This is a genomic window from Staphylococcus massiliensis, assembly GCF_043186315.1.
Lineage (GTDB): Bacteria > Bacillota > Bacilli > Staphylococcales > Staphylococcaceae > Staphylococcus > Staphylococcus massiliensis.
In genome coordinates this window covers 188,769-207,709 of record NZ_CP171119.1, presented here as the reverse complement: position 1 = coordinate 207,709, position 18,941 = coordinate 188,769, and the positions used below count along the sequence as shown (strand labels likewise).

Genomic DNA, 18,941 nt, shown 5'->3' with positions numbered 1-18,941 from the left:
TTTATATGATGAAAGCATTTTTAATTCTAGGTGCACTTAACGCATTAATGGCTGTCGGAACGGGTGCCTTTGGGGCACACGGCTTAGAAGGTAAATTATCCGAGAAATATATGTCCGTTTGGGAAAAAGCAACAACGTATCAAATGTATCATGCGTTAGGTTTAATCTTACTCGGCATCATTAGCGGTACAACGCCACTTAATGTTAACTGGGCAGGCTGGTTAATGTTTGGCGGTATCGTGTTATTTAGCGGTTCGCTTTATATTTTAGCTTTAACACAAGTCAAAGTGTTAGGCGCTATTACACCTATTGGTGGTGTGCTATTTATTGTAAGTTGGTTAATGTTAGCAATTGCAGCATTTAAAATTTAGAAGTCTTTACAAAATTTAAATGTTATAACTGTTCCAATATTCTCAAATACGGGTATAATGTCTCATGAGGTGAATATCTATGAGGCATAAAGATAAAAAGGTAAATAGAGGAGACCTCCAACAAACTTTATCAGAGCGTTTTGTATGGGCAATCGCTTATGGTTCATGTATCGGTTGGGGGTCATTTATTTTACCTGGTGATTGGATTAAATCATCAGGCCCCATAGCAACGTCAATTGGGATCATTATTGGTGCTTTACTAATGATATTAATTGCAGTTAGTTATGGCGCACTCGTTGAAAGATTCCCAGTTTCTGGCGGGGCATTTGCTTTTAGTTTCTTAGGATTCGGACGTTACGTCAGTTTCTTTTCAGCTTGGTTTATCACATTTGGGTATGTCTGTGTGGTTGCCTTAAACGCCACCGCATTCAGCTTATTAATTAAATTTATTTTCCCAAGTGTACTTCAAACCGGAAAACTATATAGCATTGCTGGATGGGATGTATACATCACTGAAATCATACTTGCTACAGTGCTATTGCTCGTGTTTATGTTAATTGCAATTAAAGGTGCGAGCGTGTCCGGAACATTACAATATTACTTCTGTATCGCGATGGTTATCGTTGTCATTTTAATGTTCTTAGGTTCATTCTTTGCACCGAATTTCGACGTATCAAGTTTACAACCTTTAAGTAATCCTGATAAAGGTTGGTTCCAGTCAATCATTGCAATTGTTGCAATCGCACCATGGGCATTTGTTGGTTTCGACAACATTCCACAAACTGCTGAAGAATTCGACTTTAAACCAAACAAGACTTTCAAACTTATCGTTTATAGTTTACTTGCTGCCGCATTGACGTATGTATTAATGCTTTTATATACCGGCTGGCTTGAAAATAAGAGCGGTAACTTGAACGGTAATTTATGGTTAACAGGTACAGTTACTAAAGACGCATTTGGTATGGTTGGCCTAGGCATTTTAGCTTTAGCCATCATAATGGGTATCTTCACTGGACTCAATGGATTTTTAATGAGTTCAAGTCGTTTACTCTTTTCAATGGGACGTTCTGGCATTATGCCGACTGTATTTAGTAAACTACACCGTAAATACAAAACACCTTATGTTGCGATTATCTTCTTAGTACTTGTTTCAATGATCGCACCATGGTTAGGCCGTAATGCACTGACATGGATTGTTGATATGTCATCTACAGGTGTTTCAGTCGGTTACTTAATTACGTGTCTTGCTGCAGCTAAACTATTTAGTTACAACAAGGAAAGTAATACGTACGCACCAGTTTATAAGACATTTGCGATAATCGGTTCAATCATGTCATTCATATTTTTATGTTTATTACTCGTGCCGTTCTCACCGGCAGTACTATCAATGCCGTCATTTATCGCACTAGGTGCATGGACGCTACTTGGTCTTATCTTCTTCTTTATTCGTTTACCGAAACTTAAGAAGATGAATAAAGACGAGCTAAGCCGACTCATTTTAAATCGTAAAGAAGAAGACTTAAAGTCACTTGTAGGCGACGATACGTCTCGTAAATAATCTTTTGAAAAAGCGGATTTGAGCCTTGAAGGAGGCTTAAATCCGCTTGTTTTTTTGCTTAAGATTTTACTTAAATTAAACAGGTCGCTTGTCGTGGCTTTTCCGCTTAGGTTTAGAAATTAAAAATTTCGATAACTGGTCGGCAAAGAGTAGACCGACTGCGATCGCACCGGCCACTAAAGTAACCTCGAACATTAAGTTCATGGCTTTTCCATAGTTTAAGATAATTAAATTCTTTGTCGCATCAAAAGCAACCCCACCTGGTACGAGTGGGATGATGCCCGGTACCATGAATATGATAACGGGTTCTTTATGAAAACGTGCCATTAAGTGGCTAACGATGCCTAAAATCAAGCTTCCGAACATAGAAGCGTAAATGGCATTCATACTATAGTGATAATTAAGTACTTCGAAGACCATCCATCCGCAACTGCCAACTATCCCTGCTGACACAAATAAGCGTTTAGGGGCGTCAAAGATAACCGCAAAGAAAAATGACGATAAGAAACTGAATAATAAATGTAGTAACCAGAACATAATATTCCTACCATTCTTTAAGTTGTTCTATATATTATCTAAAACTTTTTGAAAGTTGTCTAGGTAAAAAGTAGGGAAATGTTGGAAGCGGTTGAGTAGTTTTTAAGTTAGTGAAGATGTCAATTTACAACAAAGTGTGAAATAATATAATTTTTAAAAATTTTAGTTTTGATTGTTATTAGTGTGTGATAAAATAAGTATGTCGATTTTTTTCTAGTAGTGGGATTTAAATCTGACATTAAAGTAGCTGTATGAAAGTTTTCCTGAATATGACATGTATAGCCGTCTCGCGAAGACGGCTATATTTTTTATGAATCAAGGCGTTCGAGTTGCTGTCTCACGTCAGATCGTTTATCGAAGTAATGCTCGAATATGAGTAATATCGTGCCTAAAATGATTGGAAAAATGATAAGCCATGCCTTTGATCGAAAGGAAATCAAAATAACGAAAATTGAAGTAATTGATAATTGAGCGACGAAACCATTAAGGTACACGTAACGCAGATCTCCAAGAGGGCTAAAATAGTAAGTACCGCTATCATTTATTTTTGCTTTCTTAGCTTTATAATCCCTGTACGAAGCTATAGCGATATATACGAAAATCACCGTAAGGAATATATACAGCGCGAGTTGAGACCAAAAGTCTGAAACATTATCAAAGAACGCACAGGCTAGTAATAATACTACAAATAAGATGACTTGGCGCCATTCCTTTCTTCGTCTTGATTGTGCAGTCATCTACATCATCTCCTTCTTAAACATAACCTTATTCCATATGTAACATACTTCAAAAATGATATGTCTCATTTCCTAAAAATTTATGGTATTTTATTATAAACTTAATATTAAATCAAACTTAAAGTGATATTTTCATCTCGTAATCAAATTAGAGGAGAAAATATATGTATAAAAAAAGAAAACGTGTATCTCAAACACTCGCCATTAGTTTATCAAGCTTGATAGCCGTAAGCAGTTTCGCAACTATGAATATGAACTACGCTCAAGCAGAAACAACAAGTTCCTTTAACCAACGTACTATTGAAACTTCAGATCAGACGCGTGATGCGTTAGGGCTCCAAGATGCCGATCATCAACATAACACGCAAGGCACTGAATTTAAAAACCAATATCCAATCGTATTTGTACACGGTTATAACAGTTTCGTCGGTGAAAATATCCCTTCAGGTTATCCAGATAATTATTGGGGCGGCAAACGCGTCAATGTTCAAGAAAACTTAACTCAAAAAGGTTATGATGTGCATCAAGCAAGCGTCGGGGCGTATAGTAGTAACCATGAACGTGCGGCTGAATTATATTACTACTTAAAAGGTGGCACGGTTGATTATGGTGCTGCCCATTCAAAAAAGCACGGTCACAAACGTTTTGGTAAAACATACGAAGGTGTCTTAAAGGATTGGAAACCAGGCCAAAAGGTACACTTTGTCGGACATAGTATGGGTGGCCAAACGATGCGACTTCTAGAAGCAACACTGCGCAATGGATCTCAAGAAGAAATTGAATATCACAAGAAGCACGGTGGCGAGATGAGTCCTTTATACGAAGGTGGTCATAATGATATGGTCGCATCTATGCAAACTTTAGTAGCACCGCATAACGGATCACCAGCTTCAGATGTAGCGAATAATTCTGACTTTATCACGCGCATTTTGTACGATCGTGCGAAGAATCAGAACACTACTCAAAACGGTGCTGACTTTGGTTTAGAACATTTTGGATTAGAGCAACGCGAAGGTGAAAGTTATATAGAGTACTCTAACCGAGTTAAAGACAGTGCTATTTGGACATCTAAAGACACTGCTTTATATGACTTAACACGTGAAGGTGCGGCAAAAATTAATCAACAAACGCCAATCAATCCTAACGTCTATTACCGTTCTTTTGCAGGAGAAGCCTCACACGAAGGTCCTTTAGGTAAACATCGTCCAGATATGAGTATGCTTGATTCTTACATTCTGTCTTCAAACATTATTGGTGAGACCGAAGATAAAGCTTGGCGCGAAAACGATGGCATCGTTTCAACTATTTCCGAGCATTACCCAGAAGGTCAGCCTCATGAACAAGCGCAATTCACAGATGCACCTAAACCGGGGGTATGGCAAGCTACACCTACCAAGCACGATTGGGATCATACAGATTTCGTAGGTCGTGATTACAAAGACAAGAACCGTACATCAGAAGAACTCGAAACATTCTATACCAACCTTGCTAAATATACCGTTAAAGTCGAACAAGATATGCAATCTAAGTAATTTAATCATTTCTCCCTTTGAAAATGAAGGTGAATGCCCTGGCCGGCATTCACCTTTTTTATAAACTAAGAATTGTATTGGAACTATAGTTATAAAGATAGAGATAAATAATGTTGATAGGGGTCCTTGTTACAAAGAGTGTAGTAAACAATGTAACAAGGGCGCCATATTACAAAGATTGAGGTAAACAATGTAACAAGGGCGCCATGTTACATAGACTGAGTCAAACAATGTAACAAGGAAGCCATGTTACAAAGACTGAGTCAAACAATGTAACAAGGAATCCATAATACAAAGACTGAAGTAAACAATGTAACAAGGGGCATTTCCCGTTATGCGAAAGAAAATAAAAACAATCGCATAACGGAGCCGTTACGCGAAAGAAAAATAAAACAATCGCATAACGGAGCCGTTACGCGAAAGAAAATAAAAACAATCGCATAACGGAGCTGTTACGCGAAAGAAAATAAAAACAATCGCATAACGGAGCTGTTATGCGAAAGAAAATAAATATAATACCGCTCGAGCCCCTAAAATAGCACTTCCGCTACCATGCACGCTTACTTCCTGTTCTTAACCAATGCAACAATGATGACTACAACACCAGCGATTATCGCAAAGGCCATTGTACCCATTGATTCGAACAATGCTTTACCAATACTTAACCCGTCTACAAGCCAAAAGATTAAAAATTGCCCGAAACAATACAAACAAATGAGTAAAAGTGTCGTACGTAAGGACCAATCTTTTTTCATACCGACTACCATGAGCACTATAAATACAACTGTTAATACGCCGTAAAGCACGTTACTTAGCACTGTACCAACTCCTTTAGAATTAAAGGCGTGACTGAAAGCACATACGCTTTCAATCACACCTTTTCACAAAAAGAAATGTTTTCAATATAAGTCCTACTGACGTTACAAATTAAGAGCGTTTCCTTTGATTGCTTTTCAGAAGGAAGTAATAAATTGGTGCACCGATTGCTAAACCGATTAATGCGAGCACGGCACCTAATAAATCACTGACTAAAGTATTAACGATAATAAATAAGCCACCTAGAATCGCGAGTATCGGTAAGATTGGGTAAAACGGCACCGAGTAGGCACGTTTCTGACCTTTATTCTTCTTACGCATGATAAAGACACCAACGAACGCAGCGATATAGAAGAAATAAATAATAAATATTGTAATTTCTGATAAGAAATCTGCGTCGAAAATATTAGGGAATAACATGCATAATACAAGGATAATGATTGTTAAAATCGTCATTGTAATATGCGCACCAACCGGCGTTTCGAAGCGATCACTAATATATTTAACTTGGTTTGAAGCTGGCAACAAGCGATCATTTGCCATCGCAAATGGAATACGTGGGAAGGTCATCACTTTACCATTTAACGTACCGATGATAGACACGATTAAACCAATGTTGACGATCTTACCGCCAATGTCGCCGAACAACACTTTCGCCGCTTCAGCACTCACGTTATTACCGTGCTCGAGAATCGTAGAAGCAGGGAAGATATGGAATACTGCTATATTAATCAGTAAGTAACAAGCTGTCGTAATCATAAGTCCCGCGAACATGGCTACAGGTAAATCACGTTGCGGTTTCTTCATTTCACCAGACATTGTCGTTAAAAGAATCCAACCGTCATACGCGAATAAACAAGCTAACACCGCACGACTGAAGTTAATCGTACCGTCTTTATTTTCAATGATCTTCGTCGCATCTTCGCCAAAAATTTGCGAATCACCAAAGATTAAGCCGAACACAACAATCGCTAAAATTGGAATCAACTTCGCGAAAGTAGTGAGGTTCTGAACTTGATTCGCATACTTCGTCCCTATAATATTCACGATTAAGAGGAACAAGAAGATGGCACTTCCAATAGGCACAATAAAGAACGAACCTAAATTAAAGAAATTCGAAATCAAGATACCTAAGAACAAGATTAAAGACACAATAATTGCAGGGCCATAAAGCACGGTTAACGCATAGCCCGTCAAGAAGCCCCAGAAAGGCCCATAAATATCTTTAATATATGCATAAAGTCCGCCAGTACGCGTGATTTGAGAACCAAGTTCTGCAATCGTAAGACCTGATGCAAGGGTAATTAATCCCCCGATAACCCATGCAAGAATCGCTAAGTTACTTGTACCGGCATAACTCAGTACTGTAGCTGGTTTCACGAATACACCAGAACCTATAATCGTTCCCACAATGATCATAATTGCCGAGAACAAGCCAATCGAAGGCTTCAACGTTTTGTTGTTAGACTGAGATTCGATACTATGACCTCCTTAGTAATTATTCTTTTTTATATGTACAACAAGATTACTATAACATGCTTTTCACAAGCCGTGTTGTAATTATAAGTTATAAATTATTGCTACATTATAATTGCGTAATTATCTTATCACGTTAGTGCTTTTCATGAGGGAGAAGGGTTAAAGTTAGCAGTTTCCCCACCTTGAAAAGCCCTAAAAAAGAGGCTCGACATTAAAAATGTCAGCCTCCTTAAATCATAATTAGAATAACATTAATGGCATTCGGCTAAAGGACCTTTGCCATAAAAAATAGATTAAGATTCAAAAGATTTAAGCACAATTATTCAGCTTCAGACTCCATCTTGAAGAATTCTTGGAAGTCTTCGTTCGCTAATTTATGACCTACGTAGAAACTACCGAAGTCTCCATAACGTGCAGTAGTTTCATCGAATCTCATTTCGTATACAATTTTCTTGAATTGTACGACATCGTCAGCAAATAATGTTACGCCCCATTCAAAGTCATCAAAGCCTACTGAACCTGTGATGAATTGCTTGATCTTACCAGCGTATTTACGACCAATCATACCGTGTGCATACATTAATTTCTGACGTTCTTCCATTGAAAGCATATACCAGTTGTAAGTTTCATTACGGCGTTTATCCATTGGATAGAAACAAATGTACTCAGCATTTGGTAATTCAGGATATAAACGTGCTTTAATGTGAGGATTTTCGTAAGGATCTTCGTCAGAGTCTTTTGCTAAATAGTTACTTAACTCGATCACTGATACATAAGAATAAGTTGGAATTAAGTAATCAGCGATGCGTAGTTTATTAATGTCGTTCTCAATAGCATTTAATTCTTTCATTTCAGGACGTAAGAACCATAATAATACGTCTGCTTTATGACCTGTAATATTATAAACGACATGGTCACCACGTTTTTCTTCACGTGCAGAATTTAATTTATCTAAAAATGTAGTGAATTCGTTTACCATTTCTTCACGTTCTTCATTTGGAACTAAACGTAATGTTGTATAGTCGATGGCATAGAATAAATGTAAACTATACCAACCTTCTAGAGTTTGTGCTGCTTCACTCATATTATCGCTCCTTTTTGAAAAGTAAATCTCGATACACCCTAAATATTATCATATTGAAAGGATTGAAACAGTACTAAAGATTTAACGATTTAGTGTCATGGCAAAAAAGGTCATTTTGATGTAAAATAATGTTGGAAATAATGTATATAAATATGAGGAGGCCATTATGTCTAGTTTATTAGATGTATTACAAGAAAAATTATCTGGCAAAAACGTTAGAATCGTATTACCTGAAGGTGAAGATAAGCGTGTATTAGAAGCGGCTGCTAAATTAAAAGCAACTGACTATGTAGAACCTATCTTATTAGGTGACATCGCTAAAATTAAATCTTTAGCCGAAGAAATCAACGTTGAAACTGAAGGAATTGAAATTATCCACCCTGAAACAAGCGGCTCAAAAGCTGACTTAGTTGAAAAATTCGTTGAGCGTCGTAAAGGTAAAGCGACTCAAGAACAAGCTGAAGAACAATTAAACAACGTGAACTACTTCGGTACAATGCTTGTTTACGCAGGCGAAGCTGACGGTTTAGTAAGTGGTGCTGCGCACTCTACTGCTGATACTGTACGCCCTGCATTACAAATCATCAAAACAAAGCCTGGTGTTCAAAGAACGTCTGGTATCTTCTTCATGATTAAAGAAGATAAACAATATATCTTTGGTGACTGTGCAATCAACCCTGAATTAGATGCTCAAGGCTTAGCTGAGATCGCTGTTGAAAGTGCTAAATCAGCTCAAAGCTTCGGTATGTCACCACGCGTTGCTATGTTAAGTTTCTCAACTAAAGGTTCAGCGCAATCTGATGACACTGAAAAAGTTGCTGAAGCAGTTAAGATGGCTCAAGAAAAAATCGAATCTGAATCACTATCAGATGTTGTTGTAGATGGTGAATTCCAATTCGACGCAGCTATCGTTCCTGAAGTTGCACAGAAAAAAGCACCGGATGCTAAAATCCAAGGAGACGCAAATGTATTCGTATTCCCTAGCTTAGAAGCAGGTAACATTGGTTATAAAATTGCACAACGTTTAGGCGGTTATGATGCAGTTGGACCTGTATTACAAGGTTTAAATGCACCTGTAAACGATTTATCACGTGGCTGTTCTACAGAAGATGTTTATAACTTAGCAATCATCACAGCTGCTCAATCATTACAATAATGGATTTAATTGAACGTTATTTTAAAGATGTAAACTGGCGATACGTCGATCATACAACAGGTTTACGACCAATGGAGTCATTCGCATATGATGATACATTTTCAGAAAGTGTTGGAAAGGAACAATCTGAGAATGTCGTACGCACTTGGATTCATCAACATACTGTGATACTAGGTATTCACGATTCACGCCTACCTTATTTAACAGATGGTATTAAGTATCTGACTGACGAAGTGGGTTATAACGCTATTGTACGTAATTCAGGTGGACTAGGTGTTGTGCTAGATCAAGGTATCCTTAATATTTCACTCATCTTTAAAGGTAAGACTGAAATTAAAATTGATGACGCGTTTACACTAATGTACATTTTAATCGACGCAATGTTCGAAGATGAAAATGTGCATATCGACACTGTTGAAATCGAACACTCATATTGTCCGGGTAAATTTGACTTAAGTATTGATGGGCAAAAGTTTGCCGGTATCTCTCAACGCCGTGTTAAAGGTGGTATTGCTGTTCAAATTTATCTATGTGTTGAAGGTTCGGGTAGTGAACGTGCTGAAATGATGCGAAAGTTTTATGAGATAGCTTTAAAAGGCGAAACGACAAAGTTTAAATATCCTGAAATTGAACCTGATTGTATGGCATCTTTAGAAAGTTTATTAAATCAACAAATAACCGTTCAAGACGTCATGTTTAAGTTATTACATGCTATAAAAGCTTTAGGTGGTCACTTAACCACACGCGAATTATCAGAAACAGAATTCGAACGTTTCCAATATTATTTTGATCGTATGATTAAACGTAACCAAAAAATAAACGAACAAATCGAATATTAATTGTAGATAAGAGGCTGGGACATAAGTCGTTAAATAGAGCAATTAAGCTTTATTTCCTACAATTCTCAAAACAGCTGACTCCTAGGGGAATAGCATGAGACCGGAGACTACAGGCTCCGGCCATGCCCCAGGAAAGCATGCTGTTTAAGGGAATTGTAGTTTTATGTCCTAGCTTCTTTTAATTTTAAAGTTCACAAATTATGGTATTGAAATTTTTCCTAAAAAGCGTAAAATAGTTGAAGTGAAAATTTTACGAAAGGTGGGTTGAACGTGAAAAATAAATTTCAAGTTTGCGATGATTGTCAGGCCGTAAATTTAAAATCTGTTCTTAGAAAATTAAAGAAATTAGATCCAGATGCAGAAGTTGAGATTGGTTGCATGTCATATTGTGGACCAGGTCGTAGAAAGACTTTTACATTCGTAAACAACCGCCCACTTGCTGCTAAAGATGAGGACGAACTTATGGAGAAAGTACAAAAGCAGCTTCAAAAACCAAGGGATCCTGAAGAGGAAGAGCGTTTAAGAAAACGTAATGAAGAACGTAAACGTCGTAAAGAAGAGCAAGATAGAAAGCTTAAAGAAAAATTAGCGAAACGTAAGAAAACCAATGCGTAACTTAAAAAAAAGGGCTCTAGGACATTCGTAATGTCTAAGAGCCCTTTTTATATTTAAAATGTTTCTTCTCCGTTTTCGTCGTACTTAGTTACAACGCCGTCGTCTGATATTTTATAAGAACCAGCTAAGTTGCCATCTTTATCTGTGAAAGAAAAGCCCCAGCCACCTTCATCTAGTTTTTCTGGCTCTTTGTACGTATAAGTATCCGTATCTAATTGGCTACCTTCGTAGTCTTCTACAATATCAATGACGTTCTCACGCGTAACTGTTTCAGTTGATTCAGAACTACCATCTTCAGACTTAGAAGTATCTTCCTTAGAATCAGAGGAATCTTCCTCAGAATCTGAAGCATTATCGCTATCATCCATTGTTTCTTGAAGTTCTTCATCTAATTTTTTATCTTCGTATGCATCTATGGCTTTATCGTCAAATTTTAATTTAATGTCTTCGAGTTCATCGTCATCGGTTGGTGATTTGACTTCTACAGTATTTGACTTAAAGGTCTTGTCTTCAATTTTACCTTCAGCATAAACACTTACTTTTTCATCAGGTGTAAATGGACCAAATGTCTTGTCATATGTGTCATTTTCATCGTACGCCTTTTTATTGACGTATACTTTGATATCTTCTAATGAGTACCCACCATCAACGCTGACAGTAAAGCGTTTTTGTTTGAAAGATTCCGTAGCTAAATCAGTTTCATCTGTCATGTCGATATCAATGGCGCCATCTAAAGTTTTGTCTCCAATTTTCTTCTTAGCTTTAATATGATAATTACCTAAAGCAAATTCGCCAAGTTCTTTTTCATCTTCTTCTACTAGAGTAACCTGTTTCTTTTTACCGTTAAACTTATATTCTAATTCACCGTCTGTTTCTGGTCTAATATAGTTTGTTTTAGTCGGTATGTCGAACTCATAATTTGGGAATAATAAAAACTTTTTACCGTTTTTATCAATATTCATAATTGTTTCGTTGTCAGCTGATACTGAATTACTCGTAAAAGATTTATCCAATGATTGACTTTTATTTTTAATGTGGTCTGCGACAGTATCACGGTTACTAGCGTGATCAATGTATTCTAAGTATGCTGTAGCTTCAGTTTCAGATAAATCCTCGCTATTTTTAGTAACATGTTGTGATAACGATTTCGCATCATTGTTTCTAATATCTGAAGCAATTTGATCTGCTTGTTTTTCGGGCGAAAGCTGACTTTTAGCGATTAAATAAGCAATTAATAATAAGATAAGTAAGGCAGCGATAGCACCAATGATAATTTTAGTCTTTTTAGACATTGGCTTTTTAGGTGTTTGATTTCGAGACGGTTGGTTTGAAGTTTGTGTTGTATCATTTTGTTGCTTTGATTGAGATGCTTCATGAGACGCTGTAATTTTCGCACCACAGTTCGTACATACTTTGGTGCCTTCGCGTAATTTCGCACCGCATTGTCTACAAAATTTCATTAAAAGCCACCTCCCATAATTTGATTAAGGAAGTTTTCAGCAACTTGATTCATTACTGATTCACCAAGGAAGGCAAGACAAATTAACTCAATTACAATGAAAATAATAATGAGATAAAATGACGAAAAGCGTGTCATTCCATGAGATGTGTATTTCGTGATTAAATAAATAGCTGAAGTGTTAAATAAAATAAGCGATAATAAGACGCCGAATCCAGCTAGACTATAGATACCTAAGATGAAACAGAATACACTTATTACGAAAATAGCTAACGTTATTGTATTAACGAGCATGTAATCTGAGAGTACTTTTTGAAAAGAAATAGGGTGTTTAGATCCTAGCTTTGTTAAACCAAAAATGAGACCAACCAGTATTGCAAGTAAGATCGTAGCAACTAGTATGAGTCTGATAACGATGCTTCCTTTAGAGGTGCTAAAATAGCTAACTTCATTAGGAATCATGATTAAGAATAATAAAGCAATGACGATAACGCCTAAGCCAAATAACGCGCCCAATAATGGGAATGAGAATGGCTTTGCGTCACGAATTGTTTGGTCGTGTGATGTAAAAGCTTGTTTAAAGAAAGATTTACTTTCAGTAACGATATGACTGAAACGGTGACTGACTTGGTTGTTATCATTATTACTGTTGTTTGAGACGTTAGTGTCTTTTAATTTATGACCACATTCGCCGCAAAATGAATCTGATTCGTGGACTTCGCGTCCACACGATGGACATAACATAAGATAACTCCTCCAATAACTAATGAAATAAAAAGAAACTACACGGTGAAATATGTAAAATTATCGTATAATTATATAATAAAATGATGCAGTTTCTAATAATAACTATAATTTGATTATGGCTATCAATTAAATAATACATCAAGTTTTGTTATGTATAAATACTTTTTAAGTAAAATAATAATGTAAAGATTTTGTAAATTTATATTACTTTTAAAGAGGGTTTAAGGATTAATAGAAGAAATTCATAGTCTTGATTTTACGGAACGTATGTTCTATAATATCTTTGAGGTGACAGAATATGGAATTGAAATTAGATTGGTCTGCTGAATTCCAAGAATTTCAAGAAGTATTAAATTCAGGCATTGACCCTAACTGGTTATATGCAGTAAAGCGAAACTTAATTTTAGAACCATGTTACACAGGACAAGGGAAACAATATTTTAGAACAGAAGATATTTTAAAAGCGAGCGAGAGTGTGCCTTTCTTTTAAATCAATATAAACAGGACTGAGTACCCAAACTAATAGGTTTGGATATTCAGTCCTTTTTTTGAAGTAATCAGACGATTGTATACGTATACCATTATGAAAGGATTAAAACGGTGGCAACACCTGCGCCAATAGCAAATGAGGTCGCAAGTGCTTCAAGTGATTTTGTGGCGAACATTAACATGTGGCCACCGAACAAATCTTGAATTGCGTTGGTAATGAGGACACCAGGTACAATCGGCATGACGGCAGCAATAATGATGACTGCTATGGAGCCTTCAGGAAAGAAATAATGACTGATGACCGCACACAATGCGATAACAACGGATCCACAAAACTCAGAAATGAATTGAGTGTCTAAAATTTTAGAGGATGATTCAGTAACGAAGAAACCGAGTGCTCCAGCTATAATAGTCGCTACTAAATCGACCATTGAACCACCTTGTAAGTAGAGAAAACTTAACGCAATTACACCTGAAGCAAGCGTCTTATATAACAAGTTATAGTCTCTCGTATTGTTATAAATATGCTCTAAAGCTTCTTTTGCTTCTTCTAAAGTGATTTTATGTTCAGCGATCTTACGTGAAATAGTATTTGTTTGAGATATTTTAAGTAAATTGGTATCACGTTGTTTAATACGATATACACGTGGATACGTTTTCTTATGTAAATGGAACGTGATTACAGTGTTCGTAACAAAACTATTACTTGATGCATAGCCAAGCGTAGATGCAATGCGAGACATCGTGTCTTCAACTCTAGTACCCTCAGCACCGGATTCAAGTAAAATACGCCCAGCAAGTAGAATGACGTCTTTAATCATTTCTTCATCATGTGATACATACTCACGGACATTATCTATTGTATGTTCATAATTATTCATAGCTTCACCTTAAATTAAATGTATATTGTTATACTATTGTACAATAGTTGAGAATTTTCTGATAGATTAATTTAGGTTAATACCAATTGTTAGAAACTCGTATCTTATTTCTCTATAATTATATATACGAAGCATAAATAGGGGGGTTTTTAATGCGCGAATTAAGAGAAGAACTATTTAAGCGTTTGGACGAAAAAGAAGATAAAATAAAAGAAATTAGACGTCATCTTCATGAGTACCCTGAATTATCTTTTGAAGAAGAAGAAACAAGTGCTTATATCAAGGACTTTTACAAAGATAAAGACGTTAAGATTTATGATGAATTAAATGGTCAACATGGCCTTGTAGTTGAAATTAAAGGGGACAAACCAGGTAAGACGATTGGTTTACGTGCTGATTTCGACGCTTTACCTATCAAAGAAGCATCAGACGTTCCGTTCAAGTCTAAAAATGATGGCGTGATGCATGCATGTGGTCATGACGCACATACAGCCTATTTAATGGTTGTGGCAGAAACGTTAATTGAAATGAAATCACAACTTCCAGGTACGGTAAAAATCATTCACCAACATGCTGAAGAGGTACCACCTGGTGGTGCACGAGATATCATCGCGTCAGGTGCTATCGATGATTTAGATGAAATATATGGTATTCATTACTTCCCTCAAATTGAAACAGGGAAATTATTTATCCATTCAGGACCAACATTTGCTGGTCGATCTAATTTCGATTTAACGATCAAAGGTAAAGGTGGTCATGCGGCCTTACCACAAGAGGCGAAGGATGCTTTAGTTGCAGGCGCTTATTTCGTTACGGAAGCACAAACAGTAGTTTCAAGACGTATTGATCCATTAGAAACTATGGTTGTAACAGTTAGTGCCTTCGATGCACCAGGCGGTTATAACGTGATTCAAGATGAGGTAACACTTCGTGGTACGGTGCGTTACATGAATGAAGATCTTAAAGAAACAGCTTACAACGAAATTAAACGCATTGTAGAAGGTATTGAAACGTCATTTGGCGTTACAGCTGATCTTGATTATAAATATGATTATCCGGTTCTTCATAATAGTGAACAAGAAATGAAAGAAATTATTGAAACGCTAAATGAATCTGCAGGCACATACTTTAAAGAAATTGTGGATTTAGGTGAAATTACTGGTTCTGAAGACTTTAGTTATTATCTCACTCAATTTAAAGGTAATTTCTTTGTCGTAGGTGCTATGCCTGAAAATAGTGATGAAATGTATTCGCTTCATCACCCTAAAATGAAACTAAATGAAGATGCATTTATTATAGCGGCTAAATCAGTGACAGATGTATTATTAAGTCGTCTTACTAAATAAAGGGCAAGTGTCTTGGGTTTGGGACATAATACTACAATTCTCTTAAACAGCATGCTTTCCTGGGGCATGGCCGGAGCCTGTAGTCTCCGGTCTCATGCTATTCCCCTAGGAGTCAGCTGTTTTGAGAATTGAATAAAATAAAACTTAAATGCTCTATTTCACGACTTATGTCCCGGACCCGCACACCTTTATTCATACATATTCATACTGCTTTTAAACATTTAGTTTAAATATAAAATCAAATTGATTCATGTTGTGCCATATAAATGTTTGAGACTAAAAGACTATGATATAATGGGAAGCGTTATATCAGTTAAATTAATGATAGTGAGGAGAGAAATCCATGATTGAAGTTAGAGTAGCTACGAAAAATGATGTAGTAGGAATTAGAGATGTTGCAACAAAAGCGTGGTATAACACGTATCTTAATATTTATGCTGCAAAGACAGTAAATGAATTGCTCGCAGCTTCATATAATGAAACTCACTTAACGAAACGCTTAGATGATCAATTATTTTTAGTTGCAGAAGATGAAGAAGATATCATAGGCTTTGCTAATTTTATCCACGGTAAAGAACTTTATTTATCTGCGCACTACGTGAGACCTGCTAAACAACATAAGGGTACAGGTACTAAGTTACTCGAAGAAGGTCTTAAGCATTTTAAAGACCAATATGACACGGTTTATCTTGAAGTAGATATAATGAACGATGAAGCTGTTCAATATTATGAGCGTAAAGGCTTTGAACTTATACGTAAATATGAACATGTGATGTATGGCGAGAAGATGAACCTAGGTTTATTTAAAAAGGAACTATAGAATGTTGAATGAAAAAGGAGGCGCACCATTGTCTCAAAATACGTATGCCTTTAAGAAACTCTCAGAAGAAAAAGTATTTAAAGATCCCATTCATCGTTACGTTCACGTTAACGATCAATTAATATGGGATCTATTAAAAACGAAAGAATTTCAACGTTTACGTCGTATTAAGCAACTGGGGACGTTATATCTTTCGTTCCATACTGCTGAACATAGCCGTTTTGGTCATTCCTTAGGCGTATATGAAATTGTGAGACGAATGATAGATGAGTCGTTTGTAGGGCATGACACTTGGGACAATCGCGATCGCCCGTTAGCTTTATGCGCTGCGCTTTTACACGACTTAGGACATGGTCCTTTTTCGCACTGCTTTGAAAAGATATTTAATACGGATCACGAAATTTTCACGCAAGAAATCATTACTGGAGATACAGAAATCAACGCTGTGTTAAGTCGTGTGTCAGAATCTTTTCCTAAAGAAGTCGCAGAGGTGATAAATAAAACACACGAAAATAAACTTGTCATTTCGATGATCTCTTCTCAAATAGACGCTGACCGTATGGATTACCTTCAAAGAGATGCATACTTTACAGGTGTGTCGTACGGTACGTTTGATATGGAACGTATTTTACGTTTAATGCGTCCATCTAAAGACGAAGTTCTGATTAAAGAAAGCGGTATGCATGCGGTCGAAAACTTTATCATGAGCCGTTATCAAATGTATTGGCAAATTTACTTTCATCCCGTAAGTCGCGGTGGAGAGGTTCTACTTAATAATTGTTTAAAACGTGCCAAGGAACTTTACTTAGATGGTTATGAGTTCAAATTGTTTCCTAAAGATTTTATTCCATTCTTTGAAGAGTCTATTACAATCGAACAATACGTGAATTTAGATGAAACAGTTGTGATGTATTATATACAACAGTGGATTCATGAAGAAGACGACATCTTAAGTGACTTATCCAGACGATTCGTAAATCGTGATTTATTTAAATACCTACCGTTCGATGGTTCAATTATCACCATCTCAGAACTTAAGGAATTATTTGAAGCGGGTGGTATTGACTCAAATTACTATTTCGTAAGTGATGCGTTCTCAGATTTACCTTATGATTATGATCGACCAGGTTCTAACCGTCAACCGATTCATCTACTTAAACGTAATGGAAATATAAGAGAAATTAGTCATGAATCGTTAATTATATCCAGTATTACGGGTATCAATCGTGAGGATTACAAACTTTACTATCCAAAAGAGATGATATTAAATATAGAAGATCCAAATATTAAAGGCTCGATTATCAATTTATTAAATGAGTTGAATTAAGTTTTGAAGTCATTATTGGTATGCTAAAATTGTGATACACATGAATTCGTGGAGGTGTAGAGATGGCTGAACAAAAAGGTTTTAAATTTAATATTATTAAAAATGACCCATTAGATGGTCATAAAGGTACGAATATCGGTTCTATTAGTTTAGATAACGTAGCGCCTGTATTTATAGATATGCAATCTAAAGAAGCTTTTATCGACATTGGTGCGATGCACGCTAGAGCAGAAGTCGAGAAAGGTGTTAAATGGATTAAAGATAAAGAAACAGTTGAAGGCGATGAAGCTAAAGCGTATTGGCTTTGTTGGGTAACAACTGAACGTGGTGCTAATGGCCCTTACTACGCAGGTTTAACAGCTTGTTATTTACTTGTTAATAAGAAAATTAGACGTGGATACAAGAGTATGCCTGAACACGTTAATATGATGGATAAATCTATGAAGCATAAAATCGTGATAGACCATATTGGTGATGAAAATAAAGCGATTATTCGCGACTTCTTAATGAATCACAATAAAGAGATGTGGGAGAATTCTGAGCAAGAACTTAAAGATGCCTTAAATGTATAATATAGAGAAGAGTCTGAGACATTTTTGAATGAAGTCTTAGGCTCTTATTTCTTCTTGAAAGGGCTTTTCAAAGGGAGAAATGAACAAGGTCGTAAACCTATATTATGTAACTTGATGTATATGTTATAATGGTGAGTATTATTTTAAAGTTAAGGATGACAGAAATTGGATAATAATGTAATTATACACACACATCAAATTGTTGAACAAGGTAATGACACGGATCGTTTCGACACGACAACGAAAGGTGTTTGGAAGCAAAAGCAAGCGGAATTTATTCGCTACGTCGAAACAGTGGAACAAAATCGTGTGAATGTTACTGTTAAAGTTGAAGATAATGGTGTTAAAATTATACGTAAAGGTGACATTAATATGCGTCTTCATTTTGTTGAAGGTGAAGATACGATTACATTTTATGAGTTACCAACTGGACGCATTCCATTAACAGTGCATACGAAGAGTATTATTACTTTTCAAGAGGCACACGGCGGTCAAGTTAAAGTGAACTATGACCTATATCAAGATGATGAAATCATGGGTAGCTATCAATACGAAATTAAATATAAGGAGATATAA

At 36.3% G+C, this 18,941-nt stretch carries 20 protein-coding genes; 12 read left to right on the top strand and 8 right to left on the bottom strand.

Translation table 11 applies throughout. The annotated features are described in order from the left end of the window. Positions 1–8 precede the first annotated feature (8 nt). Together ACF3N8_RS00950 and ACF3N8_RS00945 are read left to right on the top strand one after the other, a co-directional pair. Positions 9–371, top strand: a complete 363-nt coding sequence (locus ACF3N8_RS00950) for a DUF423 domain-containing protein (RefSeq protein ID WP_009383885.1) — start codon at positions 9–11, stop codon at positions 369–371. 79 nt (positions 372–450) lie between these two features. After that, positions 451–1,929: an APC family permease gene (locus ACF3N8_RS00945; protein ID WP_009383886.1), complete on the top strand. Its 1,479-nt coding sequence runs from the start codon at positions 451–453 to the stop codon at positions 1,927–1,929. A gap of 75 nt (positions 1,930–2,004) precedes the next feature. Here ACF3N8_RS00945 and ACF3N8_RS00940 read toward each other — a convergent pair whose 3' ends face one another. After that, positions 2,005–2,466, bottom strand: a complete 462-nt coding sequence (locus tag ACF3N8_RS00940; RefSeq protein ID WP_009384685.1) for a threonine/serine exporter family protein — start codon at positions 2,464–2,466, stop codon at positions 2,005–2,007. 308 nt (positions 2,467–2,774) lie between these two features. After that, on the bottom strand, positions 2,775–3,203 hold the full coding sequence (locus ACF3N8_RS00935) for a hypothetical protein (RefSeq protein WP_238101926.1): 429 nt from the start codon (positions 3,201–3,203) through the stop codon (positions 2,775–2,777). A gap of 164 nt (positions 3,204–3,367) precedes the next feature. Here ACF3N8_RS00935 and ACF3N8_RS00930 point away from each other — a divergent pair, with 164 nt between their 5' ends. Beyond that, positions 3,368–4,735, top strand: coding sequence for an esterase/lipase family protein (locus ACF3N8_RS00930; protein ID WP_392450068.1), 1,368 nt, complete (start codon positions 3,368–3,370; stop codon positions 4,733–4,735). Positions 4,736–5,295: 560 nt separating this feature from the next. On the opposite strand, the gene ACF3N8_RS00925 is transcribed toward ACF3N8_RS00930, so the two are convergent. The 3 genes from ACF3N8_RS00925 to hemQ all read right to left on the bottom strand — a co-directional run bounded on the left by ACF3N8_RS00925 (position 5,296) and on the right by hemQ (position 8,114). Then, positions 5,296–5,553 carry a hypothetical protein gene (locus ACF3N8_RS00925; RefSeq protein ID WP_009384682.1) on the bottom strand — a complete coding sequence of 86 codons (258 nt, stop codon included), beginning with the start codon at positions 5,551–5,553 and terminating at the stop codon, positions 5,296–5,298. A gap of 109 nt (positions 5,554–5,662) precedes the next feature. Beyond that, on the bottom strand, positions 5,663–7,003 hold the full coding sequence (locus ACF3N8_RS00920; RefSeq protein WP_392450066.1) for an APC family permease: 1,341 nt from the start codon (positions 7,001–7,003) through the stop codon (positions 5,663–5,665). Between the two features lie 346 nt (positions 7,004–7,349). Next, complete coding sequence (gene hemQ / locus ACF3N8_RS00915) at positions 7,350–8,114, bottom strand: hydrogen peroxide-dependent heme synthase (protein WP_009384679.1); 765 nt, start codon at positions 8,112–8,114, stop codon at positions 7,350–7,352. A gap of 166 nt (positions 8,115–8,280) precedes the next feature. On the opposite strand from hemQ, the gene pta reads away from it, so the two are divergent. From pta to ACF3N8_RS00900, 3 genes are all read left to right on the top strand, one after another. After that, on the top strand, positions 8,281–9,270 hold the full coding sequence (pta, locus tag ACF3N8_RS00910) for a phosphate acetyltransferase (protein WP_009384676.1): 990 nt from the start codon (positions 8,281–8,283) through the stop codon (positions 9,268–9,270). Beyond that, positions 9,270–10,109 (top strand): biotin/lipoate A/B protein ligase family protein, encoded by an 840-nt coding sequence (locus tag ACF3N8_RS00905; RefSeq protein ID WP_009384674.1) that lies wholly within the window; start codon positions 9,270–9,272, stop codon positions 10,107–10,109. Before pta ends, ACF3N8_RS00905 begins: the two co-directional genes overlap by 1 nt. A 270-nt stretch (positions 10,110–10,379) precedes the next feature. Beyond that, on the top strand, positions 10,380–10,724 hold the full coding sequence (locus ACF3N8_RS00900) for a DUF1450 domain-containing protein (RefSeq protein ID WP_009384672.1): 345 nt from the start codon (positions 10,380–10,382) through the stop codon (positions 10,722–10,724). A gap of 53 nt (positions 10,725–10,777) precedes the next feature. Here the strand turns inward: ACF3N8_RS00900 and ACF3N8_RS00895 are convergent, their stop codons facing one another. Next, positions 10,778–12,184, bottom strand: a complete 1,407-nt coding sequence (locus ACF3N8_RS00895; protein ID WP_238101928.1) for a zinc-ribbon domain-containing protein — start codon at positions 12,182–12,184, stop codon at positions 10,778–10,780. Next, positions 12,184–12,927, bottom strand: coding sequence for a zinc ribbon domain-containing protein (locus ACF3N8_RS00890; RefSeq protein ID WP_238093901.1), 744 nt, complete (start codon positions 12,925–12,927; stop codon positions 12,184–12,186). The genes ACF3N8_RS00895 and ACF3N8_RS00890 overlap by 1 nt, the downstream gene beginning before the upstream one ends. 301 nt (positions 12,928–13,228) lie before the next feature. On the opposite strand from ACF3N8_RS00890, the gene ACF3N8_RS00885 reads away from it, so the two are divergent. Continuing rightward, a complete protein-coding gene (locus ACF3N8_RS00885; RefSeq protein ID WP_009384661.1) occupies positions 13,229–13,420 on the top strand; it encodes a hypothetical protein in 192 nt (63 codons plus the stop codon). A 91-nt stretch (positions 13,421–13,511) separates the two neighbouring features. Here the strand turns inward: ACF3N8_RS00885 and ACF3N8_RS00880 are convergent, their stop codons facing one another. Then, positions 13,512–14,300 carry a threonine/serine exporter family protein gene (locus ACF3N8_RS00880; RefSeq protein ID WP_017176818.1) on the bottom strand — a complete coding sequence of 263 codons (789 nt, stop codon included), beginning with the start codon at positions 14,298–14,300 and terminating at the stop codon, positions 13,512–13,514. 152 nt (positions 14,301–14,452) lie between these two features. On the opposite strand from ACF3N8_RS00880, the gene ACF3N8_RS00875 reads away from it, so the two are divergent. From ACF3N8_RS00875 to ACF3N8_RS00855, 5 genes are all read left to right on the top strand, one after another. Beyond that, positions 14,453–15,646, top strand: coding sequence for an amidohydrolase (locus ACF3N8_RS00875; RefSeq protein ID WP_392450064.1), 1,194 nt, complete (start codon positions 14,453–14,455; stop codon positions 15,644–15,646). Between the two features lie 343 nt (positions 15,647–15,989). Next, positions 15,990–16,466, top strand: coding sequence for a GNAT family N-acetyltransferase (locus ACF3N8_RS00870; protein WP_009384652.1), 477 nt, complete (start codon positions 15,990–15,992; stop codon positions 16,464–16,466). 28 nt (positions 16,467–16,494) lie between these two features. Further along, the gene (locus ACF3N8_RS00865) at positions 16,495–17,793 is read left to right on the top strand and encodes an HD domain-containing protein (RefSeq protein WP_009384651.1); all 1,299 of its coding nucleotides are present in this window, start codon (positions 16,495–16,497) and stop codon (positions 17,791–17,793) included. Positions 17,794–17,855: 62 nt separating this feature from the next. Beyond that, on the top strand, positions 17,856–18,365 hold the full coding sequence (locus ACF3N8_RS00860; RefSeq protein ID WP_009384646.1) for a YwhD family protein: 510 nt from the start codon (positions 17,856–17,858) through the stop codon (positions 18,363–18,365). 165 nt (positions 18,366–18,530) lie between these two features. Continuing rightward, the gene (locus ACF3N8_RS00855) at positions 18,531–18,941 is read left to right on the top strand and encodes a DUF1934 domain-containing protein (protein WP_238093895.1); all 411 of its coding nucleotides are present in this window, start codon (positions 18,531–18,533) and stop codon (positions 18,939–18,941) included.